The 22030-nt window shown below is 68.9% G+C and carries 18 protein-coding genes and 5 pseudogenes; 11 read left to right on the top strand and 12 right to left on the bottom strand.

Annotated features, from left to right (window positions below; translation table 11 throughout):
• Nucleotides 1-395: 395 nt before the first annotated feature.
• A pseudogene (locus tag GR130_RS21010) lies at nt 396-1041 on the top strand (histidine phosphatase family protein).
• 247 nt (nt 1042-1288) lie between these two features.
• On the opposite strand, the gene GR130_RS21005 reads toward GR130_RS21010, so the two are convergent.
• Nucleotides 1289-2209, bottom strand: coding sequence for an alpha/beta fold hydrolase (locus tag GR130_RS21005; RefSeq protein ID WP_159506130.1), 921 nt, complete (start codon nt 2207-2209; stop codon nt 1289-1291).
• A gap of 112 nt (nt 2210-2321) precedes the next feature.
• On the opposite strand from GR130_RS21005, the gene GR130_RS21000 reads away from it, so the two are divergent.
• Entirely contained in the window at nt 2322-2963 is a 642-nt protein-coding gene (locus tag GR130_RS21000) for a TetR/AcrR family transcriptional regulator (protein ID WP_201304956.1), read from the top strand.
• A gap of 42 nt (nt 2964-3005) precedes the next feature.
• Here GR130_RS21000 and GR130_RS41970 read toward each other — a convergent pair.
• A pseudogene (locus GR130_RS41970) lies at nt 3006-3196 on the bottom strand (IS256 family transposase); the annotation flags it as partial.
• Nucleotides 3197-4048: 852 nt separating this feature from the next.
• Between GR130_RS41970 and GR130_RS40790 the strand changes: the two are divergent.
• The 3 genes and pseudogenes from GR130_RS40790 to GR130_RS41965 form a co-directional block, all read left to right on the top strand.
• A pseudogene (locus tag GR130_RS40790) lies at nt 4049-4717 on the top strand (ArsR/SmtB family transcription factor).
• A gap of 1169 nt (nt 4718-5886) precedes the next feature.
• On the top strand, nt 5887-6111 hold the full coding sequence (gene infA / locus GR130_RS20985; protein ID WP_014182332.1) for a translation initiation factor IF-1: 225 nt from the start codon (nt 5887-5889) through the stop codon (nt 6109-6111).
• 152 nt (nt 6112-6263) lie between these two features.
• Nucleotides 6264-6698 (top strand): annotated as a pseudogene (locus GR130_RS41965) (transposase); the annotation flags it as partial.
• Between the two features lie 665 nt (nt 6699-7363).
• Here the strand turns inward: GR130_RS41965 and GR130_RS20975 are convergent.
• The 4 genes from GR130_RS20975 to GR130_RS20960 form a co-directional block, all read right to left on the bottom strand.
• Nucleotides 7364-8323 (bottom strand): alpha/beta hydrolase, encoded by a 960-nt coding sequence (locus GR130_RS20975; protein ID WP_159506127.1) that lies wholly within the window; start codon nt 8321-8323, stop codon nt 7364-7366.
• A gap of 413 nt (nt 8324-8736) precedes the next feature.
• A complete protein-coding gene (locus tag GR130_RS20970; protein WP_159506126.1) occupies nt 8737-9630 on the bottom strand; it encodes a hypothetical protein in 894 nt (297 codons plus the stop codon).
• 311 nt (nt 9631-9941) lie between these two features.
• Nucleotides 9942-10895 (bottom strand): IS481 family transposase, encoded by a 954-nt coding sequence (locus tag GR130_RS20965; protein WP_159506125.1) that lies wholly within the window; start codon nt 10893-10895, stop codon nt 9942-9944.
• A 186-nt stretch (nt 10896-11081) separates the two neighbouring features.
• Nucleotides 11082-11900 carry a lipase family alpha/beta hydrolase gene (locus tag GR130_RS20960; RefSeq protein WP_236573287.1) on the bottom strand — a complete coding sequence of 273 codons (819 nt, stop codon included), beginning with the start codon at nt 11898-11900 and terminating at the stop codon, nt 11082-11084.
• Between the two features lie 552 nt (nt 11901-12452).
• Here GR130_RS20960 and GR130_RS20955 point away from each other — a divergent pair.
• A complete protein-coding gene (locus GR130_RS20955) occupies nt 12453-12644 on the top strand; it encodes a hypothetical protein (protein WP_159506123.1) in 192 nt (63 codons plus the stop codon).
• A 111-nt stretch (nt 12645-12755) separates the two neighbouring features.
• On the opposite strand, the gene GR130_RS20950 is transcribed toward GR130_RS20955, so the two are convergent.
• The 3 genes from GR130_RS20950 to GR130_RS20940 form a co-directional block, all read right to left on the bottom strand.
• A complete protein-coding gene (locus GR130_RS20950) occupies nt 12756-12914 on the bottom strand; it encodes a hypothetical protein (RefSeq protein ID WP_159506122.1) in 159 nt (52 codons plus the stop codon).
• Nucleotides 12915-13221: 307 nt separating this feature from the next.
• Nucleotides 13222-14466 (bottom strand): serine hydrolase domain-containing protein, encoded by a 1245-nt coding sequence (locus tag GR130_RS20945; RefSeq protein ID WP_159506121.1) that lies wholly within the window; start codon nt 14464-14466, stop codon nt 13222-13224.
• A gap of 201 nt (nt 14467-14667) precedes the next feature.
• Nucleotides 14668-15330, bottom strand: coding sequence for a DUF4097 family beta strand repeat-containing protein (locus tag GR130_RS20940; RefSeq protein ID WP_159510114.1), 663 nt, complete (start codon nt 15328-15330; stop codon nt 14668-14670).
• Between the two features lie 262 nt (nt 15331-15592).
• Between GR130_RS20940 and GR130_RS20935 the strand changes: the two are divergent.
• Nucleotides 15593-15814, top strand: a pseudogene (locus GR130_RS20935) (helix-turn-helix domain-containing protein); the annotation flags it as partial.
• Nucleotides 15815-16073: 259 nt separating this feature from the next.
• On the opposite strand, the gene GR130_RS39920 reads toward GR130_RS20935, so the two are convergent.
• A complete protein-coding gene (locus tag GR130_RS39920; RefSeq protein ID WP_201305277.1) occupies nt 16074-16346 on the bottom strand; it encodes a hypothetical protein in 273 nt (90 codons plus the stop codon).
• Between the two features lie 164 nt (nt 16347-16510).
• Nucleotides 16511-16729: a hypothetical protein gene (locus GR130_RS20930; protein ID WP_159506120.1), complete on the bottom strand. Its 219-nt coding sequence runs from the start codon at nt 16727-16729 to the stop codon at nt 16511-16513.
• 1385 nt (nt 16730-18114) lie between these two features.
• Here GR130_RS20930 and GR130_RS20925 point away from each other — a divergent pair.
• From GR130_RS20925 to GR130_RS41960, 3 genes are all read left to right on the top strand, one after another.
• Nucleotides 18115-18348, top strand: coding sequence for a hypothetical protein (locus tag GR130_RS20925; RefSeq protein WP_236573285.1), 234 nt, complete (start codon nt 18115-18117; stop codon nt 18346-18348).
• A gap of 343 nt (nt 18349-18691) precedes the next feature.
• Nucleotides 18692-20311, top strand: coding sequence for a serine/threonine-protein kinase (locus GR130_RS20920; RefSeq protein ID WP_159506119.1), 1620 nt, complete (start codon nt 18692-18694; stop codon nt 20309-20311).
• 202 nt (nt 20312-20513) lie between these two features.
• Nucleotides 20514-20687, top strand: coding sequence for a prepilin peptidase (locus GR130_RS41960; RefSeq protein WP_443043636.1), 174 nt, complete (start codon nt 20514-20516; stop codon nt 20685-20687).
• A gap of 178 nt (nt 20688-20865) precedes the next feature.
• Here GR130_RS41960 and GR130_RS20910 read toward each other — a convergent pair whose 3' ends face one another.
• Nucleotides 20866-21267, bottom strand: a complete 402-nt coding sequence (locus GR130_RS20910) for an aromatic-ring hydroxylase C-terminal domain-containing protein (RefSeq protein WP_201304955.1) — start codon at nt 21265-21267, stop codon at nt 20866-20868.
• A gap of 93 nt (nt 21268-21360) precedes the next feature.
• Between GR130_RS20910 and GR130_RS20905 the strand changes: the two genes are divergently transcribed.
• Complete coding sequence (locus tag GR130_RS20905) at nt 21361-21975, top strand: alpha/beta fold hydrolase (RefSeq protein ID WP_236573283.1); 615 nt, start codon at nt 21361-21363, stop codon at nt 21973-21975.
• The last annotated feature ends 55 nt before the right edge of the window (nt 21976-22030 follow it).

Here is a 22030-nt window from a genome sequence, read left to right as displayed (position 1 = left end):
GGCGAGCAACGCTAGCGGCACACCTCGGCCCCTACGCGTAGGTCATGTGGCACCCTCGTGACCCTTGTGTGTAGATTCCTTGGTGACGGGCACCGCAGTCCGGACATGTCATGGCGAATGCCTGATGAACCGCTGGAGGCACTGGACTCGGCGACGCGCCCCGCTCTCTGCCAACCACTCCCCAAACGGCCCCGGTCCCGCCCACGAGCGCGTCGCCGCTTTCCCGGAGCGCGCAGTCGCCCGCGGCGAGACCGATCGCCTTGCCGCCGCAGACGCCCCCGCCCGGTGCGTCTTCACCGGCAGCCTGCCAGTCAGGCAGGCGCGTCGTACGAGGGAACCCGGTGGGGCTACGCCCGCCTCGGCCTCCGAATGCCGCCGGTGCAGAGAAGCCTGAGATGACCAGCGCGGTCACGCGTTACCTCTCTCGTTCGGCACGGCGAGGCACCGCCTGGCGAGAGTGGACTGGCAGAGGCCGGCAGGCGGCAAGCGGCACTGCTCGGCCAACGCCTCCGGAACATTCCTCTTACGACTGTTCACCACGGTCCGCTGCCGCGGGCAGAGGAGACCGCACGCCTGATCGGCGAGCAACTGAAGAACGCTCCTCTGCGCGTCTCTGAAGTCGCCGGTGGCCACGTGCCCTACGTGCCGGACGAGGGCGAACTTCCGGCCGAATCGGCAGACTTCTACCCGCGCTACCTTGCTGGTGCCACCGACGAGGAGCTGAAGCGCGGACCCGCGCCGGCCCGCCAGGCGCTGGATCTGTTCACCGGGCCGGTGGACGGCGATGAGGACCGGCACGAACTGGTCGTCACCCACAACTTCCTTGTCGCCTCGCTCGTCCGAGACGCCATGCAGGCGCCGATGCGGCGTTGGCTCGGCCTCAACCACTGCAACGCGGCACTCACGGTCATCCGCTACGCGCCCGGTCGATCCGCCTCCGTCCTCATCGCCATCGACATGCGGCATCTGCCTGTCGAGCTGCGTTGGACGGGCTTTCCACCCTCCCGAGCTGCACGTCTAAAGGCGCCTGTCGGCCACTGAGACGGCTCATCGCGCAAGGCGAAGGCGTCGCGTGTGTCTCTCCAGACGGCTGGTCCGTCGATCGGCTGCGTCCGTCCGATGAGTGATCGCTGATGAGATGTGGCGCCGGATCGAGCCGTTGAGGCGGGCCGATCCGGTGCGTGGAGAGCAATTGTCAAGAGATGTGGGCGTGTGTGCTCGAAGCTGCCCGATGTGGCAGTTCGGTTCCAGTGGTCCGTGAAGTAGGGCACTGGGAGGCGGCCGCCGGTTACCTGTGCGTGACCCCGTCGGTCTGCGGTTGCTCGTGGGCCTGGTCTGCGAGCGCGCGCAGTTCGTCGGCGTAGGTGGCCCAGACGCCGCGGGCGAGGAAGTGGCCGACGCCGGGCACAGGGCACAGGCGTGCGCCGGGGATGGCGGCGGCGATGTCGCGTGCGGCCGACACGCGTAGCAGTGGATCTTGCTCGCCGTGCAGCGCCAGGGTCGGCGCGGTGATCGCGGCGAGTGACCCGCCGTGCCACTTCGCCCCGATCTGGCGGCTTTGCGCCTTCTGGTCGCGGAAGCTGGCGACCTGGTGCGCTGCCTCCTTGTCCACGAATTCGCGCACATCGTGCTCGTCGATGTGCTGGCCGGGTGCGGCCAGGATGCGGACGACGGCCAATGCCAGCTCCAGATTGCCCTGAGGGGTCTCGGGGGAGTGAAGCCGGGCGAAACGGAGTAGGGGTGCCAGGCGCAGGTGGCGCAGGACGTGCAGGCCTTTCGCGTCGCTGGGGACGGCCGAGGAGGTGGCCAGGCTCAGCGCGCGCTGCGGGTGACGGATCGCGATGCGCTGGGCGATGAGTCCACCCATCGAGTGGCCGAAGAGGTGGGCGCCCTCCCAGCCGAGGGCGTCGAGGACGGCGACCGCGTCGTCGGTGAAGTCCTCGACACGGTAGGCCGGCGCTTTGCGCTGCAGCAGGGCCTTGACCGGCGGGCCGATGCGCTGGTCCGGCAGGTGGGTGGACTCGCCTGCGTCGCGCTGGTCGTAAGCCACGACATGGAAGCCGCGGCCGACCAATTCGGCCACCAGGCCGTCCGGCCACCAGAACCGTGTGGTCCCCAATCCCATGATCAGCAGCATCGGGTCGCCGCCCGCGCCGCCCAGGTCTTCGAAGGCGATCTGGATCTCGCCGTTGTACGCGAAGCGCGTCATCACCACACCCTTCCTGGTTTGCGAACATCGTTCGCGAACAACGTATGCGATAGGTAGGCTGGCGGCAACACTGGAGGTGGCGGTGGCAGGACAGCAGGAACCGTTGATCTGGATGCGGCCTGAGCAAGCGCCGGTCGGGCGCCCGGCTGAACGCAGCCGTGCCGAGATCACCGCTGCTGCGGTGGAACTGGCCGACCGCGAGGGACTGGAGGCCGTCTCCATGCGCCGTGTCGCATCCGTCCTGGGCACCGGCGCCGCCTCGCTCTACCGCTACGTGGCCACGCGCGACGACCTGCTCGACCTGATGACCGACAGCACCGCGAGCGAATACGACCTGCCCGCCCCCAGCGGCGACTGGCAGTCCGATCTGCTCACCATGGCCCGCCAGGCCCGGGACATCATGCGCCGTCATCCATGGCTACCCACCATGGTTGTCAGCCGTCCGGCCCTCGGTCCGCACGGCATCGACCTGCTGGAGCACGTGCTCCAGGTGCTCGCCGACCATCCGGCCGAGCCCACCCGCAAACTAGAGGCATTCGCCCTCCTCAGCGGCCTGGCCGCGCTGTTCGTCCAGAACGAGATGGCTACGGCGGACACCAGTGCCCAGCGCCGGTCCGCCTACCTCCGCCACGTTGCCGCCGCAGGAAACCACCCCCGCATCACCGCTTTGCTCGCCGCTTCCCCGTCCGAAGGCAATCCCCGCGACCAGTTCGATGCCGTACTCGCCCGCGTTCTGACCGGCGTGCTGGGCTGACGCCGCAGCAGCTGACCACGCACCTCGGCCTCATGATCAGGCAGCGGTAACCTCCGGGCGCTCGGCCAGGACGCCGTCTTCGAACCTCGCGCCGGCCCGGACCAGAGGGACCGCGAGAAGCCGGCATGCTTCGTCGGTCTCGGCCGCCAACCCGGGTAAGTACAGATTGACTTCCGCTTCCAGTGCGGCTGCGAGCACCGGCGGGCGCCTTCGCGCACAATCCCGTCGATCAGGGACCCGTCTCGACCCCGGCACCCGGGTCTACCACGGTGGCCAGATCTGGGCGCGCAATCTGCCCGGTGGTACCGGCACGGTTGTCCGCGGGGGGCCGGATTTTCTCGGCGATTCCGAGTATCTGGTGCGCACCGGTGCTGACTTCTCCCGCCGGCCGGGCCCCGACAAGCCAGAGACCGACGAACGCTGCCGGTCATCCCGCCACACCCGGCGTGCGGCAACCGAGGAGACCTGGTGACCCCTTGCATCTGGGCCGGCTGGTCGGCTTCGATGTGGAGCCGACCAGCTCCGACCGCTGGCCGCTCATTGGGAGGAGGTCAGCCGCCTAGAAGCCAGGAGCCGCTCAAGACTCTTTGAAGACCTTCGGTGATCGGGACAGTTCCGACCTGGGCAGCTACGACAGTGGGCTGGTAGCCGTCGTCGGCGTTGGCGGGGCCGGCTCCAAGGATGATCAGTACTGAGGCCGCTACGGCTGTAGCGACAGCGGTCAGGTGCTTCACGAGGGACCTCCAGTGGTCAAGGCGACTTTTCGGCAGGATCATTCGCCGTCCTTCCTCCCGCCACCCGAACCTCCCCCAGCTGGCGGCCATGTCACCCCAACCGGCCATGTCACCCCAACGCTGCGCCGGTACTCATCGTGCATGACGGTGACCGGCCCAGGAGTGTCTGGCTGACGCGGAGTTCCTCGCCAAGGTCTTCGGCCCGCATGCCACGGCATCCTGCAGCTCTGGATCGGGTCGTGGTCAGGGGCCGGTTGGGCTGGCGATGGTTTCGCCGGTTGCGGTGCTTCGCGGCCCCACTGCCCACGCCCACGCAGGCCAGAAGCGAGAAGGAACCAGGTCTGTGAGGTCCTGACCGGTCGCGGCCGGGGCTCCCGTTGCGTCCTTCTGGACGGCCGGGCCTGGACGGCCCGGGAGCTCGCTCGGCACGCCGGTGTGGCACCCTCGACCGCCACCGAGCACCTGAACGCGCTGGTGGCGGCGGGCTCCTGGCAGAGGAGCGGCACGGCCGCCACCGGGACCTGCGACTGGCTGACCCCAAGGTGATGGCCCTGATCGAGAGCCTGGCCGAAGTCGCCCCACGCCGCGCTGCCCGGCCACTTCACTGGGCGCGACGGGCCGGGCCAAGGCACTGGCTCGCGCACGGCTGTGCCGCGATCACCTCGCGGGAGCCCTCGGCCTGGCCATCACGGACGCGATGGTCGACAACGGCCTGATCACCTGGGACCCGGAGCCACAGCCCACCCTGGCAGGGACGGCCTGGACGGCCGAGAAGGGCATCAAGCTCCCCACCCGCTTCGCGCCGCCCGCTGGTGCGCTCATGCATGGACTGGACCGAACGCCGCCCCCATCTGGGCGGTGCCGTGGGAGCCGCGATCTGCTCCCGCACCCTGGAAGCAGGCTGGGTCACCAGGATCGGCACGGGCCCGAGCCCTGGCCCTGACAGAACCAGGCAGCCAGGAGTTCCGCGAACGCTTCCGGGTCCCAGCAGACCGACTGCCCACGGGTGGGACCAGGTAAGCGGACCTTCCGCACCCGGGGCGGGCACCGAGCGCCGCTCGCCCCAGCCACGACCTACCCCTTCGACATCAAGCTGCAGCTGCGCTCGCGCGGGCCGAGTGGGACGAAGGTGGGAGCGTCCGGCCTGGCGGAGAGCCGGGCCGCGAGTGCGGCGAGCGCATGCGAGCCGCCTTGAACCCGTAGAGAAAGTTGTTACTCAGTAGGCGTGGGGGCTGTCGGTCGCGGCATGAACTTCTCGGCAAGGGAAGGGAGTTCGGCTTCCTCATGGTGGGTCGGGCCGAGGAAGTTCGATCCGGCTTCCGGAGAGAACACCGGATCATGAGTGCGTTTCGTGCTCATGGAAAAGGGTTTGAGCGAGGCGGCACCCCGCTGCTACTTTCAGGGTGGACCGTGAAGTCGTCGTATGGAGGTGAGCCCCGTGAACACAGTTACCCGTGGGTGCTCCCTCAACCCGTCACGGTCCGGCGGCTGACGTTCGGTGTCGCCAGGAGCGCCTGAGATCGAGGCACTCCTGGAAGGAGACTCCGATGAACACGAAGCCTTTCGCATCCGGCCTGAGCGAGAACGCGGTGATGATCGCGCGTATCGCGGACAGGCAATGGCATGCACTGGACGACGACCTGGTGATCGGCCGCGGGCATGCGGAGCACCGGCCCGACGGACGCTTGTTCGTCAGTATCGACGCCTGGCACGACGCCACCTTCGACCGGCTCGCCGAGGCGATGCTGGCGGAACTGCCGGCGCCGCTGTACACGGTGGTCGACGAAGCCGACGTCGAGCTGACGGCCGGCTGGCGGCGAGCCGGGTTCACGATCCGGCGCCGCGAGTGGGAGTACGTCGTGCCGACCGACCCGCGGGGCACAGGGCTCGAAGCAGTCCTGCCGCCTTCCGGCGTGACGATCGTGCCCGCCGGTCAGGCGGACGAGAGTCTGCTAAGGGCGGTGGACCGCGCGATCCGTGACGAAGTCGAGGCGACCGTCGGGTGGCAGTCGATGCCCGCGGAGGTGATTCCCCGCCCCGAAGGCGACACCATCGTCGACCCGTCGAAGTACGCGGTGGCCGCGGCGCCGGACCGCTACCTGGGGCTGATCCGGGTGGTGACGGTGAACCGGCCGCGTATCGGGCTGGTCGCGGTCCGGGCCGGCGAGCAGCAACCTGGAGCTGGTGCGATGACGAAGAACAAGAACGTCATCGAAGTCGAGGGCAAGGTCGTCGAGTGCCTGCGCAGCGCCATGTTCACCGTGGAGCTTGAGAACGGCCACCAGGTGCTCGCGCACATCAGCGGGAAGATCCGCAAGCACTACATCAAGATCTACCTGGAAGACCGGGTACTGGTGGAGCTCCCGCCGTACGACCTGACGCGCGGCCGGATCGTGTTCCGGTACCGGAACTAGCGGCGGTCGGCACCTTCCGCGGTAGCTGATCCTGGGGCCCCGGTCACGGAGTCTCCGGACGCTGTCGGTTAATCCGGGGGCTCGCGTGACGTCGGCTCCCAAGACGCGGTTGTGGTCTTGGGAGCCGACGTTGTCGTATCGGGCGGGTGTCGATGTCTGTGCAGCCGGTGGAGCCGGGGGAGGTACCGGTGGAGACGGTGCGGGTGGCGCGGGCCGCGTTCCCGAAGGGGAGCCTGGCGATCCGGGTCCGGGACGAGTTGGCTCCGCTGTTCGGTGACGAGGAGTTCGCGGATCTGTTCCCGGCCTGGGGCAAGCCTGCCTGGCCGCCGGGGCGGTTGGCGCTCGTGCTGGTGTTGCGGTTTGTGGAGGGACCGACCGACCGACAGGCGGCGGAGGCAGTGCGGGCGAGGGGCGACTTCCAGTAGGCGCTCGGGCTGGAACTGGGCGATCCCGGGTTCGACTTCTCGGTGTTGTCAGAGTTCCGGGACCGTCTGGTGGAGGCGGATGCGGGGCGGCGTGTCCTGGACGGCATCCTCGCCGCGGTCGGATGCCCGGCTCGCCGAAGCGGGCCGTCTGCCCGGCGAGCACCTGGTTGACGCCGGATACGTCGACGCACATGAACTCGTTCCCGCCCGCCATGAGTACGGCATCACGCTCACCGGGCCGGTCAGGCGGGACGCCAGTCCCCAGACTCTGGCGGGCGGCGGCTTCACTGGCGACGCCTTCACCATCGACTGGGAGAACGAGCAGGTTTCCTGCCCTGGAGGCAAGACCACGAGGCGTTGGAACCCCGACCGTTCCGAGGAGGGCGTCCCTGTGCTCCGGGTCCGCTTCAACAGGGGCGACTGCCGGCCTTTCCCCATCCGTGAGCGGTGCACGGCCTCCGGCACCGGCCGCGGGCCAGGAGCCTTCTCGTGGGAGGCCCCTCAAACGTCCACTCCGAGGTGTTGAGTGGGTCTGAGGGGCCTTCGGGCGTTCTCACGGGCCCTGGGGCACCCCGTGAGGGAATTCCATCCTGAAGTCGCCGGTCAGCATGCTGACGTGGTGTCGGCAAGGAATGCTCGTGCTGACTGGGAACATGACCGCCGTGCGGTGATCGTCCGTCGGCGGGTGACCTCCGCGTTCGTCGGTGCGAGGAGAGCTGCCCAACACCGTGGCACCGGTCGTCGGCGCCTGGCCGACTCCCGTGCCCACAAGCAGCTGCCGTTGGTCGCGGCCGACGTGCTGCGCGTCGCCGCGCGGCAGTCTCTTCTCAAGTGGTGGCGAGCGTGTGCCCCAACAGCGACATCGCGTCGGGCATCACCCGCCGCCAGAAGCCTTCCGTGTGCTCCCCGTCGGGGAACCGCGCCTCTCGCGCTCGCGCCTGCCGCGCGACCTCGCGGGCGGCCGGGCAGAACGGGTCCTCCTGGCCGCACCACACGCCGAGGGCACCGGCCTGCATCCGGTCGAGGCGGAGCGTCGGCTCGTGGGCCTGCCAGTCCGCCTCGTCGGCGTACCCGCCGGTGACGCGGGCGTCCGCCCAGGTCCGGAAGACGCCCGGGCTGAGCAGCGCCACGGCGTCCAGGTTGCGGCCGCTCTGCGTGCGCCCGATGGCGTACTGAAGGGCGCCCGAGCCGCCCATGGAGATCCCCATCGCGGCGCGCGGTGTGGGCAGTTGGCGGGCGTGCAGCCAGCCGGGGAGCTCCTCGCGGAGCATCGCCTGCGGGTCGTCGCCGTCACCGGGGGAGCGCTGGTGCCAGTACGTGGCGTCCCCGCCGTCCACCGCGACGACGGCGAACGGCGGCATGCCGCCCTTGACCGCGGCCGCCAGGAACTGCGGCGTCCCCAGCGTCACCATGCCCTGCGCGTCGTTCCCGCGCCCGTGCAGCATCACGCAGACCGGCAGCTTCGTGCTCGCCGCGGTGCCGGGCGGCAGCATGGTCACCATCGTCACAACCCGGCTCCGCGCCGCCGAGCGCACTCGCTCGACGTGTACCGCCCCTGGCGCCACGTCCGGCACCGTGCCGTCCTTCCCGGTCAGCCCCAGCACCTTCTTCAGCTTCACCCCACCGGGCAACCACCCGACGAGCATTCCGCCCGCGGCGGCGGCCCCCAGCAGGGTACCGCCGCCCGCGACGCCGGCCCCGAGCCGCAGCATGTGCCGCCGCGACACCGCGCGGTCGACGGGGTCCGCCGAGGGCTGCTCGGTGACGCCGCCCATATCTGTGGTCATGTCTGTCGGCCTTTCACCATGCGGTTTCGTGCGTGCGGTCGAGGTCAGCCGCCGCATAGGTCCGAGCCCGTGAACATGCCCGCGTTCACGCGGCGCGCACACCGATGTCCGCCCAGCCGGGCCTGACCCCGGCGACCACGGAGACGACCCGCACGCCACGGCCGCGGCCACTGCTCCACGGCACGGTCGCCCTGTGCGCCACGGGCGCGCGCGGCGATTCGGAACAGCGGCGGAACAGCGGCAGCGGGCCGGCAACAGCAGTGCTGCCTGCATGCCGTTCTGCGCCATCTGGTTGGCACCGTCCGCGGTTGAGCTGACCTGCGTCGCAGCCTGGCTGAGAGTCGGCGGATGAACAGAGGGCTCAGGGAAAGACCCGGGTGGGACAGCCGACGCGGAGGCTCCGACTTCGGCGATCAGTGCTGCAGGTTCTTCGACAGCTGCGCCGCGCCCGGCACCTCATTCGCCGGTGGGGTGCTGATCTTGGGGGCGGTGCCGTAGGCGGAGTAGGTGGTCTGGATCCCGGGCTTGTAGGGGAGGCCGGGGTCGCTCATGCGGACCTGGACCAGGCGGTTCTGCTCGTCGATCCAGAAGTCGTAGGTGGCCGACTGCTGGTGCATGGCCCCGGCCACCTCCTTCTGTTGGGCGGCGACGCCGGGCAGGGCGGCGGCCCAGACATCGGTCTTGATGAAGCTCTGGATATGGACCGTCTTCGTGCCGCCGACCGTCTCGTTGCCCGCCTTGGTGAGGCGGCCGGCCTTCGCGTTGGCGGTGAGCTGGGCGACCGGGTTGTAGAACTCGCGCATCTCGGTCATGGCGGCCGGGCTCGGCACCGAGAGGTCCGTCTTCTTCATGGTCGGGTAGGTGGTGGAGTCGCACTTCAGCCACTTCTTCCCGCTGCCGTTTTTGGTGATCTTGTCGCCGCCGAAGTACATCGTCCCGTCGACGTACAGGGTGATCTCCGCCCGGCTGCCGTTGTTCATGGACATCTGGAACGCCTCGGGCGACTTCCAGGTGTACGACCCGCTGCCGCCCTGCCCGGAGGACGACCCGCTACTGCCGCCTGCGGGGGGAGCGACGCTCGATGTGGCCATACTGGCGCTGCCCGCCTGAGCCATGGCGGTGGCCGCTGCCTCCAGTGCGCCCTTGGGGTCCAGGTCGGCGGCCTTCTTCTCCGGCGCCGTGGAACCCCCGCCCGAAGATCCGCCGTCCGAGGACCCCCCGCCCTGGGATCCTCCGCAGGCCGACAGGCCGGCCACCAGCAGGGCCGAGAGCGTGGCGGCGGTGGCTATACGCCACGTGGTAGGCATGAGCAGTTCCCCCGTCTTGTTGGTCCGATCGGCGTCTCAACTGGGCTGATAGTGGCAGACTTTGCGGATTCCCGCATTGAAGATCCACCACGCTCCTGCGTCCCTGCTCGTACTGACGAACGCCGAGGTCACCCGCTGACGGAGGGTCTCGATGCCAGACAGTCACCCCCGACCAGCACGAGCACACGACCCACCACCCACGCCAACCCCATGACCGGCACCTCCAGGATGACCAACGCTCACTGGTCGTCGGGTGCCGGTCGGCCACCAACAGGCAAGGAAGGAGACCGTTGGCGGTTGCCGAGCGGTGGCTAGCTGTATTGCCCTGTGAGGTTGGGGACGCGGCTGGCGGGTGGTTTGCCCTTGAGCGCGGTGTGTCCGCGGTGGTGATTGTAGGTGTGGAGCCATTGGGGGAACGCTTCGCGGCGTTCGGTCTCTGAGCGGTAGGGCTTCGCGTAGGCCCATTCGTCAAGCAGGGTGCGGTTGAAGCGTTCGACTTTGCCGTTGGTCTGTGGTCGGTAGGGCCGGGTTCGCTTGTGGGTGATCCCGGCTGCTGCGAGGGCATCGCGCCAGGTGTGGGACTTGTAGCAGGCGCCGTTGTCGGTCAGGACGCGTTCGACGGTGATGCCGCAGGTGGTGAAGAACGTTTGGGCCCGGGTCCAGAAGGCGGTGGCGGTCTCCTTTTTCTCGTCGGTGTGGATCTCGCTGTAGGCCAGGCGGGAGTGGTCGTCGACGGCGGTGTGGATGTAGCTGTAGCCGACTCCCGAGCGGGTCTTGCGGCCTGCTTGCCGGCCGAGTGTCCTGTGGCCGCCGCCGTCGGGGATGTTGCCGAGCTTCTTGATGTCCACGTGGACCAACTCGCCGGGGCGGTCGCGTTCGTAGCGGCGTATCGGCCGGCCTGTGGCCCGGTCCAGGTGGGTCAGGCGGGCCAGGCCGAACCGGGTCAGCACGCGGTGCACGGTCGAGGGGACCAGTCGCAGCAGGTGGGCGATGCGGGCCGGGCCCCACCGGCGCAGGAGGCGGACCTTGATGATGCGCCGTTCCGTGCGTGTCGGGGTGCGGCGCGGGCTGTGGTGCGGGCGGCTTGAACGGTCTGCCATCCCCGCCTCACCCAGCAGCCGGTAGCGGTCGGCCCAGCGTTGGGCGGTGGTGGGCGAGACCTGGAAGCGTTCGGCGGCCCGCCGCAGGGTCCAGCCCTCGTCGACGACGCAGCGGGCCAGACGCAGCCGTCCAGTCTCGGTCAGGGGTGCATTACGGTGGGGCACGAGGGCCTTTCGGTCGGTGTAGACGTCGCAATCCACACCGAACCCGGAAGGCCCTCACCTGTTCAAGATCCCTCAGCCGAGACCTGCCTCACCGTCCACAACCTCCCCGGACAGAACAGCTAGCGCCTGCCGCTTTTCCGCGCAGAGTGCCGTGAACTCTCCTGTGCTGTGGCCGACGAATCGGAGTCACAGCGGAATCGGCCTGAGCGCACAGTGCACCGGCGCGGCGTGTGCGGGGTCGAGAGCGTTCAGCACCAACTGGTGCACGTTCGGGTCGTCCGCGCCGCTGAAGTGACCGGTGAGGTCCAGTGGGCATACGTCCTGCAGCAGGATGTTGTGGACGGTTGCACCAGGCACAGCGGTGAGGAACTGGTTGGTGTACGGGGTCACTAGGGTGTCGGTCTTGGTGACGATGTTGGTGTAGGTGACACCGGGCTCGGTGTCACCCTTGGCGTAGAGATGCCGGAGCACTGGGGACCCGACCGTCTGGTCCTCGGCGGCGGGGACGTCCAGGCCAAGTGGCTTGCCGGTGTGTCCCGCCACGTCCAGTACTGCATCGGCGACATGGGCCAGGCCGTCAACGGTGGTGCCGTGGTTGCTGGGGTTGATGCCCACCAGCCGGTGCACCTTCGCGGCGCCGCGGTTGAAGCGCAGGTACCACTGGGGCATCAGTCCGCCGCCCTGGGAGTGGCCCACGAGGTCGACCTTCCGCGCCCCCGTGGCGGCAAGCACCTTCTCGACATAGGCGGCCAGCTGCTTGGCCGAGTCGGGAACCGGGCCGGTCCCCTTCATCAGGGCGTGGGGTTTGGTCTGGCCGTAGTTGAGGGCGAACACGCAATAGCCGGCGTGTTTCAACACCGGGGCAAGCCCGCTCCAGTTGCTGAAGGCGTTCTCGAAGGTGCCGTGCACCAGGATTACCGGGCGGGGGTGGGCGGCGGAGGGCCGGCAGGTGAAGTCGTTGGCTCCGGCCGGGGAGCGGTCGGGGTCCGGCACTGAGGCAAGCACCGGCAGAGCGAAGTTGACTGCTCCCAGTCGGCCGAGTGGGGTGGTTGACCGAGCCGGCGGGGGCTCGGCGGCGACATGCCGCGGCGCGGTGGGCACGGCCGAAGCGGCGAAAACGGACGCGGCCGAGCAGACCGTCACGGTCAGGACAGCAGCTGCGGCCGTGAGGAATCGGCGCATCGTGGCGCACCTCCGGTGACGAGGCGTCGAGGATTGGAGCGGCCCCAGCTTCGACAGTCGCCGCGCTGCGTGCGCGCACGGCACGCTGCGTTCACCCGTTCGGTGCCTGCGGTCAGCCCATCAGGCGGAGGGGGAAGGCCACAGGTCAGACAGACGAGCCGCGTCACGACCGCCGTTGACCAGCCCGTTTCACCCCCGCGGGATGGGATGGAAGTGGCTCACTGATCCAAACGAAGAGCCAGAAGACGTTGCAGCCGTGCTTGCCATCCGGTGTCTGTCCGCAGTGCGATACATGGCCACAACTGAGCGACAGCGGTGAGAAGATGCTGCCGCTGACCGCGAGGAAGCCTGAGACCCGTGCAAACGGCCAGTGACGTGAGCGACGCCTTACGACGGATCGCCGACGCCATGACTGATGTCACAGAGGCTGAGATGGTTGACGCGCTGCGCGCGCTCGGTGTCGCAGTCTCGGAGCGTCGGCGGACCGTCGTGGCAGAGGTGCCCAGAACCCCTCTGCCGACGCAGGGAGGCCCCTCGAACGTCCACTCAGAGGTTGAGTGGGTCTGAGGGACCTCTGGGCCAGAGCGTTCGTCATTCACGGCATGGTCAGCGTCGCATCGATCCGGCTGTGGATCCGATAGTGAGAACGAGGAGGGAGAACGAGGAGGGAGAACAAGCTCAGCGGGTGAGCACGATCCCAACCGCGGCGCCCAGGAAGAGCACGCTTCCGGTGAGCAGGCCGATGACCGTGGGTTGGAGGTGCTTCCAGGAGAACGCCCTTGCACTGTCGGGGTGTTCGGGCAGACAGACGACCGGCACATGGGTTCCAAGGTCCATCCCTATCCCTATCCCCACCCTCGTTCCCGTTGCAACGGGCGGTAGCCGCCTTCGCCGTCGGGCATTCGACTGCTGTCCCTGATCAGCCTTCGCTGAGTCGAGCCGATCAACGAGTCAGTGCAGTCAACTGACCAGGCACGGCAGGCTCGCTGACCTGTCGGACACGCCCTGAGCTCCTAGCGACAGCCAGTTGATCACGGTGTTGCGACGACCCCTGGAATTCGCCGTGTTCCGGGGCGCGAGCGATGGACACCGGCCGGTCGGCGACCGAGTTCGTGCGCGGTTACGCCGGTGTCCGTCGTCGGTGTCAGTCGTCGATGGCCTGGTAGAGCGTGGTCCAGAAGTCGTGGACGAGTTGTGCCGGGGCCGGGAGGGACAGTCCGACCTGGGTGAGCAGGACGCCGACGAGCCCGTTGTGCGGGTCGGCGTAGGCGGTGGTGCCGGTACCGCCGTCCCAGCCGAACTGGCCGATGGGTGCGTAGTCGCCGCGGTAGGTGCGCACCGCCATGCCGTAGCCCCAGCCGCCGTGCTGTCCCTGGCCGAAAGAGATGTGGACGTTGTTGCGGGCCAAGTCGCTGCGGGCGGCATTCTGTTCGGGGGTGAGGCAGTTGGTGGTCATCAGTTCCACGGCCGGCCGGGACAGGATGCGTTCGCCCTCGTGCATTCCGCCGTTGAGCAGCATGCGGAAGTAGGCGTGGTAGTCGTCGACGGTGGAGACCAGTCCGCCGCCGCCTGACTGGAACGCCGGAGGCGTGCTGTACTGTCCGCCCACCGCCTCGTCCCACACGGTGAACTCCCCGGTCTCCGGGTTGGGCGTGTAGCAGGGTGGCAGCCGGTCGATCTTGCCGGCGGGCACGTGGAAACCGGTGTCCTTCATCCCCAGCGGGCCGAAGATCCGTTCGCGCAGGAACGTCTCGAACGACTGGCCGGTGACCCGGGCGACGAGGACACCGAGCAGATCGTTGCTGACCTGGTACTGCCAGTGCGCTCCGGGCTGGTGCATCAGTGGCAGCGTCGCCAGCCGGCGCATCCACTCGTCCGGCGCGGCCACCGCTGTCGCGCTCTGACTGAAAATGCCCCGCTCGAAGACCGCGTCCATGATCGGGGTGCCCAGTGCCGTCAGATCCATGCCCAGGCCGAAGGTGGAGGTCAGCAGGTCCCGTACGGTGATCGGCCGCCGCGCTGGGACGGTGTCCTCAAGCGGGCCGTCGACCCGCTTGAGCACTCGGCGGTCGGCGAGTTCGGGCAGCCACGGCTCGACCAGGTCGTCTAGGCGCAGCCGGCACTCGTCCAGCAGGACCATCGCCGCCGCCATCGTGACCGGCTTGGTTGTCGAGGCCATCCGGAAGATCGTGTCCCGGCGCATGGGCGCCCCGCCGTCGTGGCGCATCGTGCCGATCGCTTCGACGTGGGTGTGACCGCCCCGGCTGACCAGGGCGACGAGTCCGGGAATCTTCCCGGACTCCACGTGCCGTGTCAGCACGTCGCGGACTGTGCGCAGCCCCGTTTCGGAGAAGCCGCCGCGCTGACCGGGGGTGAGGCTGAGGGACATGATTGTGGCTCCTTGTGAGGTGTGTGGTCGGTGGGTGGTTGGCTTGGTGGTGTGGCTGCCGGCGGGCGCGTCCCGGCGCGGTGGCGGTGCTGCGTTCGGGGTGCGGGACGCTTCCTCGGCGTGGTGTCCATGGAGTTCGCGTTCGTGTTCGCCCGATGGCCGGGTTGTGTTGTGTTGAGGGGTGCTGCTTGGGGGGCCGGGTTAGAGGCTGCGGGCGGTGATGTCGCCGTGGGAGGTGGTGGCGCGGATGTCGAGTTCGGCGGTGCCGTCGTTCTTGAGGGCGTTGTGGATGCGGCCGTAGGCGGTGTGGGCGTCCAGGGCGGCCGAGACGCCGGCGGTGGCGCTGATCGTGATGTCGCCGGCCTGGGTGCGGAGCACGACCTTGCCGCCCGTGGCTTCGGTGATCCGGATGTCGCCCCGTGCGGTGCTGATCTCCGCGGGCCCGCCCAGCCGGCCGACCTCGACGTCACCGTCGACGGCAGTGAGGCGCACGCTCGCGGCCTCGTCCAACTTGGTCTGGCTGTAGGCGCCTTCGAAGACGACGTCGCCGAGGCGGCCGAGGGTCCGGAGTTCGGCACTGGCAGTCTTGGCCTGGACGTGGGAGCCGGCGGGCAGCTTGACCGTCACCTCGATGGATCCGGACGGTCCGAAGTACTGGTCCTTCGCCGACGACTCGATCCGCAGGACGCCGTCGGCGTACTCGATCGTGGTCTGCTCCGCCGCCTTCACGTCGCGGCTCTTCGAGGTGTTGGCGGGCAGGACCTCGACCGTGGTGTCGGCTCGGTCTGCGGCGATGAACTGGACGCGTCCGGCGGGGATGCCCAGGACGGCGGAGATCGGGGCGGGGGTGTGGAACTTGTGCATCATGCGCTCCTGTGTGCTGGCGACTCGCTGTTTCCTGATGACGGAAACGCTACGTTGCTTTCCAACTTCGAGCAACAAGTCCTTTGCATGAAAACAGCATCTGCGCAGGCGAAAGCGCGATAATCATTGCAATACCCTCCCGCTTAACGCAACGATGGAACGGTCGCCCGTTGCAATGCGTTGAGGGTGAACGCTATGGTGAAGGCGTCGAGGAACACCGAGCAGCACCATGGAGCACCCGTGGGGCATGAAGGGGGTCGTCATGCCGGGAGGCAGGCTCACCCAATCCGAACGCCAGCAGATCGCCACAGGGCTGGCCGACGGCCTGGCCTACGCCGAGATCGCCCGCCGTCTCGACCGCCCCACCTCCACCATCACGCGCGAGGTGATGCGCAACGGCGGCCCCGCCGGCTACCGCGCCGACCTGGCCCACCGCGCCACCCAGCAACGCACCCACCGGCGCAAACACACCACGCAGCAGGGGCCGCGGCGATCCTCAACCACCTGCGTTCGTCCCGATCCCCGACCAATGAAGCCACGATGTCAAGGAGTTGGCCCGTGCCCAAGTGGTCGCCGTCCGTCGAGCGTGCCGCAGCATCACGGGCGTAGACACCAGCGAGGTGCGGGAGTCTGTACCGGCTCTATACTTCGGCGGCTGGCACCGGAGGATTGGTCGGGCGGTTTGGTCCGCAGGGCGCCGAGATCATCCGGCTGTCCTTTTCGGCTGCCTTGGCCGGTCCTCTTCAGGGGCGGACGTGACCTGTTTCGCTCTCCCGGGGTACGTCGTGCAGCTTGCGGAGGTCGTCGATCTGCTTGCGCAGGTCGGCGACTTCCTCCTGCGCCTGTGTCAGGAGCCGGTGCAGCGCCTGGATGGAGACGATGGCCACCCCGTTGCTGTCGATACAGCTGATCGTGCGGTTGTTCTCCCCGACCTCGAACGCGGACCACCAGTCCTGTGCCATGGGCCCCATGTGCCGGACATGCGGGTCCTCCCAGTGGTAGCGCCACGAGCTCACCGGCAGCGCAACCACCTGCTCCGGAACGCGGTAGCCATTCACCGGACCACAGCTGCGCGCAGTGGCAGGACCGGCCTTTGATGCCAGACCGGCCGGGACGGATCCCGGAGAAGTTGCCTTCCAACTGCCGGCCACTGACGCGAGAAGGGCCCGTACTCTGGTGATCATGCGTTCCAGGCCACGGGCGTCACGTCCGTCTTCAGCGCACGGTCGGAGAGGCCGCCGAGAAGGCCGCTGAGAAAGCCACCGGTGGCGCCGCCCAGAAGGCCACCGAGAAGGCCGCCGGGGCCCTGCGCTTGGGCAGGCGTGGCCAGGATGATGCTCCCCAACGTGAGGAGGGCTGTTGTTCCGATAGTGGTGATGGTGCGGTGTTTGGTGTTCATGGCGAACCTCCCGAGCCGTGGCGGCTGTTGCCGCACAGGTCGGATAGGAGGGTTTCCAGTCGTTGGACGGACACGTGCCTGATCCTCCTGCAAGAGGGGGCGTACTGGAGCCCGTCAACGGCGCTGGGCCCAACGGCCGCTCCTTCGCAACTGGCTCCCGACCCGCTCTGTGTCCAGCCCCTTCGGACGGGGCTGGACACGGCACGCCGGTAGGTGGTGGGTATCGGGCCGCTGTTGGGGTGGGGAGGGCGCGGGCGAGTCGACGGCCCGTGCAGGCGCTCAGCGGTGTGAGGTCACCGGTGGAGCGGGCGGCGATCACACCGTCGGGGCGGACCAGATACAGCGCGACACGGCGGGCGCGGTACCCCTGGGGGATGGTGGGATCGGTGAGGAACAGCGGGCGGAGGAGGCCGTCGCGGGCCGCAGTCCAGGCCAAGGGGGCCTCGGTGTCGACGTCGGGCCCGGGGAGCAGGAGCAGTTGCTGACGGGTGTCGTCGCCCCAGGCCGGGTACCAGTGGTGCTCTCTGGGGCCGGGGGGCGATCTGCCCGGGTTGCGGGCCGCCACGCCGGTCGCGGCGTGGTTCGGGGCGATCAGTGGGCTGGGGGTAGCTGACGCTGAAGCCGGTGGCGCTGTCGAACAGAGTGGTCTGCAGTTTCGGGATGTGCAGCAGCAGTCGCAGGGCGTTGTTGCGGGACCGGACTCGGCGGACTGGCCGGCGCGGTACTGGGCTCGGCGGCCACATACGTGTTCGCCGTGTCGGGCGGCATGCCCTGGGTGATCCTCTTGGGGCGACGGGCGGAGGCTTCGCCGCCACGCTGCTCATCGGGTCGATGGCGGGACGGTATCCGGCAGTCCGCGCCGCACAGCTCCCCCCGACCCTCGCTCTCCAGGCGGGGTAGGCACTCCGACCGCCGTGTGCCTGGGGCTGTACGCGTTCCGCCGCATAGCCCGAGGCACGGTAACGGCATCATGCCTTCGCCTGGCGGGAGCCGATGGGCTTGCCGGGTGCGCCATGGCCGGAACCCTGCTCACCCCGGCGCGGCAAGCCCGAGCGGGCAGACCGGCCGGAGGCTGTACTACATCGCCTGCTCCGCCACCTCTGGGGAGGCGCGCACGTCGCTGACGAGGAGGAGTTCGCCGAGGGGTCGCCAGGGGCGTCAGGGCCTGGCTGTGAACAGCGGAGCGTAAACCGCTCACGACCCTCCGTCGAGGAATCTCCTTCCGGGGTCGTCAATGGAACTCCGGCCTCCGATTGCCCATCTCTCTGAGCGACCCACGTTTCTGGACGCCCGACCGACCAGAACTTCGAACCAGTGCAACGGGGACCGCAATGCGCGAATTGAGCCGCCGACGGATATGCGGACTCGGGGTTGGGGCGGCGGCCGTGCCCTCGGTCGCCGGGTGCTCGGCCATTGGGTCGTCCACCTCCGGCAAGGTCTGCACCAAGCCCGGACAGGTGGTGGAGGGCAAGCCGATAGGCGACGGTTCGACCGCGTACACCGGGAAGCAGCCCAACCAGCCGCCCGCGCCGCAGAAGCTGGAGCCGGGCCAGGACCCGCAGGCCCTCGCCGACCTGCGCCGCCTCGGGGTGGGACAGCGGTTCACCGGAAGTGGCTGATGGTGCGTCAGCGGGCGGGGCCGGCGAACGCTGACCGGTGCGCGATCAACACCCGCGGGCGGTCGGGGCGCGCATCGTGCCCGGCGCGCGCCACCAGGTAGCCCGTTGCCCGTCCGAGGTCTCGGATTGGTCTCCGTAGCCATGCTCGGCAGCAGCGTCCTTCGTAGTAGGAACCGGTCTGCGCCTCGGCGACCGGTGCCTGGTCGAGGACTGTGATGGGGTTGGCGGCGCGGGCGATGGTGTGGACATGTCGTCGGTGGCGCAGTCGCCCCACATAGCAGTTCAAACAGGCAGCTATGGTGACAAAAAGAAGTGAACGGGCCGGAACTGGCGGAGGCAGGCTGTGACGGACGAGGGGCGACTCATCGCCGGGCGCTACCGGCTCACCCAGCAGATCGGCCGTGGCGGCATGGGCACGGTGTGGCGCGCGCAGGACGAAGTCCTGGGCCGCCAGGTCGCGCTCAAGCGGATCCATGTCCATCCGCACCTGTCCGAGGGCGAGCTTGCCACGCTCTACGAGCGCATGCGCCGTGAGGCGCGCAGCGCCGCCCGCATTGTGCATCCCAATGTGGTCGTGGTCCATGACGTCGTGGACGACGACGGTCGGCCCTGCATCGTCATGGAATACGTCCCGGCGGTCACGCTCGGAGATCTCCTCAAGGACAGGCAGACCATCCCGCCCGAAGAGGCGGCCCGCATCGGCCTGGAGATGACCGCCGCACTGCGGGCCGCGCACGCAGCCGGGGTGCTGCATCGCGACGTCAAGCCCGGCAACGTCATGCTCGGCGCCGAGGGCCGCGTGGTGCTCACCGACTTCGGCATCGCGATGACCTCCGACGTCTCCACCCTCACCAAGACCGGCGAGATGGTTGGCTCCATCCAGTACATGGCGCCGGAACGGATACGCGGTCAGAAGCCGGGACCGGCATCAGACCTGTGGGCACTGGGCGCGACGCTGTACCAGGCGGTGGAGGGCCGGCCGCCGTTCCACCGGCCCACCGTGATGGAGTCCGCGTACGCCATCGTCGTCGACCCATTGGAGCCCATGAAGCACGCCGGGCCGCTGGCACCGCTCATCGAAGCCCTCATGTCCAAGGATCCGGACGAGCGGCCGTCGGCGGAGGAGACCGAGCGGGCCTTGCGGGCCGCTCAGTGCAGTGGATCGGCTCCATCGACTGAATCGGCTGGATCGGGTGAATCAGCTGGACCGACCGGGCCGACGACGGTTCTGCCTCCGGAGCCCGTTGCAACCCCGTCCGCCGGACCGCACAGCGAGGCCCCGGCTCGGTCTTCCCGTGGAGAGACGGTAGCGGCCGGACCCGCTCGAACCGATGGCGGCAGGGAACGGCGCCGGGGCAGCAAGCGCCGCGTCCTCGTCGCCACCACCGTTGCCGTGACCGCAGGGGCCGCGGCCATCGCAGGCACGATCTACGCGACATCGGACCATGGCACCGGCACACCCGACACCGGCGCCCTGAAAACCCCCGGTACTGCTACACCGGCGTACACGCCACCGCCCGTACCCAAGGGATTCCACCAGGTCAGCGAGATCGGCGCCTCCTTCCCCGTGCCGGACGGCTGGAAGGCCGTCACGCGGTCGGGTGAACTGGTCACCTTCGCCGACAAGTCCGGCCGGGGCGGCCTCACGGTCAAGATGGTGGAACCCGCGGGTTCGACCCCCATGGCACACTTCACGGATATGGAGGCGATCACGAAGGGCAACTACCCCTCCGGTTACCGGAGGCTGCGCATGCAGCAGACCACGTTCCGGGAACAGCCCGCCGTGGTATGGGAGTTCACCTTCAAGGGGAAGGCGCGCGTGTTCCGCGGCATCGAGCAGGGCTTCGGCCGCGCGGGCGGGCGGGAGTACGACATCTACCTCTCGGCACCGGAAGCACAGTGGGACGCCTACCGCCCCGTCTTCGACACCTGCAGGGACGGGTTCACAGTGGCCAGCCAGTGATTTTTCCTTCGGCGGGTCGACCGGCGAAGCTCCTTCCGATCTCCGAGCTCGCGGGCGATCGCGAGGCACGCTTACGCCACCAGACGCAGCCAGGCAGCGGCGAGGGCGGCGTGACCGGCCGGCGTCGGGTGCACGCCGTCCGCAGCCCAGTGCTCCCTCCGCGGGGATCACGTAGCCGTCCGGGGCGATCGTGTGCCAGCCCATGTCATTGACGCCGACGAGGATCGACACCACGTCCGGGGACGCGTCGAGCACGTCCGCTTGCCATCGGGCTTCCAGATCGCTCACCTTGTGGCCCCCGATCCCGGTGTTCAGCCAGGTCACGGGCCGGTCCGGGTGCCGCAGGTGCCACTCGCCCGCGACGCGCAGCGGGTAGCCGAACCCGAGGCCGTCCTCGCTCTGCAGCCGCCGGCTGTCGGTGATCGAATCTCCGGTGAACATCACGGTGGTTCCCGGACGGAGGGCGATCGTCAACTGTGCTCCTTGAAACGTGGGTTGGGAGAAGGGGAGGGTGGGTTGGGGAAGGGAAGGTTCGCCGGGGAACGGGCGCCGGCTCAGGTTTCCGCAGTGCCGAACCACTCGCCGCCGGCCCGCTCGAATGCCTTCCGGTCGATGTCGCGCTCACCCGCCCAGGCGACGATGCCGTCCGGTGGGACGAGCACGGCTCCCAGTCCCAGGTTGTTCTTCGCCGTCCCGGCCGCGTAACGCAGCCGGCTTTGCCAGCCCGTCGCCGCATCCCGCAGGCGGTGGTCGCTGCTGAAGTCGAGCACGACGCCTCGTCCGTCCTGCATCAGGTCAGCGAGGCAAGTGCCGTCCTCCAGACGGAAGTCCGGGGCGTTGTGGCCGACCAGCGGCTGATCGCTGCCGAGGTCGTGGCGAGACGTTCTTGAGAGCCTCGACGCATTCACCATTGGCGAGTTCGATGCGCAGGTGTCCACGCATGCCTGACTGCTCATGGGATCCCTGCCGTGGGACGCGAACCAGTTTTTTGACGTTGTGGCAGGACGAGGCATCGGCGGCCGCCCCCCGCGCTTCTTGTGCACGGCACCATGAGTTGGGGCGCCGACTGCTTCCACGGCCAGCGCCTGCTCGCTGAGCATTTCCGGCTGGAGTTGATGGACCGGCGCGGCTTCAGGGACAGTCCGGACATCGAGCGCAGCGACTACGAGGTGGACGCAGACGACATCGTGGCGCTACTCGGCACCGGCGCGCACCTGGTGGGTCACTCCTCCGGCGCGGCGGGTGTGGTGATCGCGGCAGCGCGCCGGCCGGAGGTTGTTCACTCGCTGACGCTGATCGAGCCGTCCGCGTTGCACGTGGCCGAGGAGCATCCAGCGGTCGCGGAGGCGCTGGGCCGGATCCGGGCGGCATGTGGCGAGCGGCGTGAGCCGATGAGCCCCGAGGAGTACCTGCGGTACTCGACTGAGGGCTACGACCTGCCGTCGCCCGAGTCCACCCCGCACCTGCTGCGCGCCGCCGCCTCGGGGATGGCCGAGCGTCCGGTCTGGGACGCCAAGATCCCGTTGACCGCGCTCGCGCGGGCCGACTTCCCGAAGCTGGTGGTCAACGGCACCTGGGAGACCGCGCACGCTGAGTACCGCGCGTTCATCGGCGAGGCCATGATGTCCTGTGGCGAGTTCACAGCGGACCGGATCGGCGCCTGACTGGTCCTGGTACCAGGCGCCGATCACTCACCGCATCGTGACCAGCCCGAAGCGG

The sequence above is a fragment of the Streptomyces sp. GS7 genome (assembly GCF_009834125.1).
In the GTDB taxonomy this organism is placed as follows: domain Bacteria; phylum Actinomycetota; class Actinomycetes; order Streptomycetales; family Streptomycetaceae; genus Streptomyces.
Note: the sequence above shows the minus strand (reverse complement) of the source record. Positions and strands in the feature narration are given on the sequence as shown.

Coding starts and splice junctions, on each gene's coding strand:
- GR130_RS21005 (WP_159506130.1), bottom strand. CDS start 2,209: ATGACGCGCTTCGCGTACAACGGCGAGATCCAGATCGCCTTCGAAGAC.
- GR130_RS21000 (WP_201304956.1), top strand. CDS start 2,322: ATGCGGCCTGAGCAAGCGCCGGTCGGGCGCCCGGCTGAACGCAGCCGT.
- infA (WP_014182332.1), top strand. CDS start 5,887: ATGACGAAGAACAAGAACGTCATCGAAGTCGAGGGCAAGGTCGTCGAG.
- GR130_RS20975 (WP_159506127.1), bottom strand. CDS start 8,323: ATGACCACAGATATGGGCGGCGTCACCGAGCAGCCCTCGGCGGACCCC.
- GR130_RS20970 (WP_159506126.1), bottom strand. CDS start 9,630: ATGCCTACCACGTGGCGTATAGCCACCGCCGCCACGCTCTCGGCCCTG.
- GR130_RS20950 (WP_159506122.1), bottom strand. CDS start 12,914: ATGGACCTTGGAACCCATGTGCCGGTCGTCTGTCTGCCCGAACACCCC.
- GR130_RS20945 (WP_159506121.1), bottom strand. CDS start 14,466: ATGTCCCTCAGCCTCACCCCCGGTCAGCGCGGCGGCTTCTCCGAAACG.
- GR130_RS20940 (WP_159510114.1), bottom strand. CDS start 15,330: ATGCACAAGTTCCACACCCCCGCCCCGATCTCCGCCGTCCTGGGCATC.
- GR130_RS20930 (WP_159506120.1), bottom strand. CDS start 16,729: ATGAACACCAAACACCGCACCATCACCACTATCGGAACAACAGCCCTC.
- GR130_RS41960 (WP_443043636.1), top strand. CDS start 20,514: ATGTCATTGACGCCGACGAGGATCGACACCACGTCCGGGGACGCGTCG.
- GR130_RS20910 (WP_201304955.1), bottom strand. CDS start 21,267: ATGAGCAGTCAGGCATGCGTGGACACCTGCGCATCGAACTCGCCAATG.
- GR130_RS20905 (WP_236573283.1), top strand. CDS start 21,361: ATGAGTTGGGGCGCCGACTGCTTCCACGGCCAGCGCCTGCTCGCTGAG.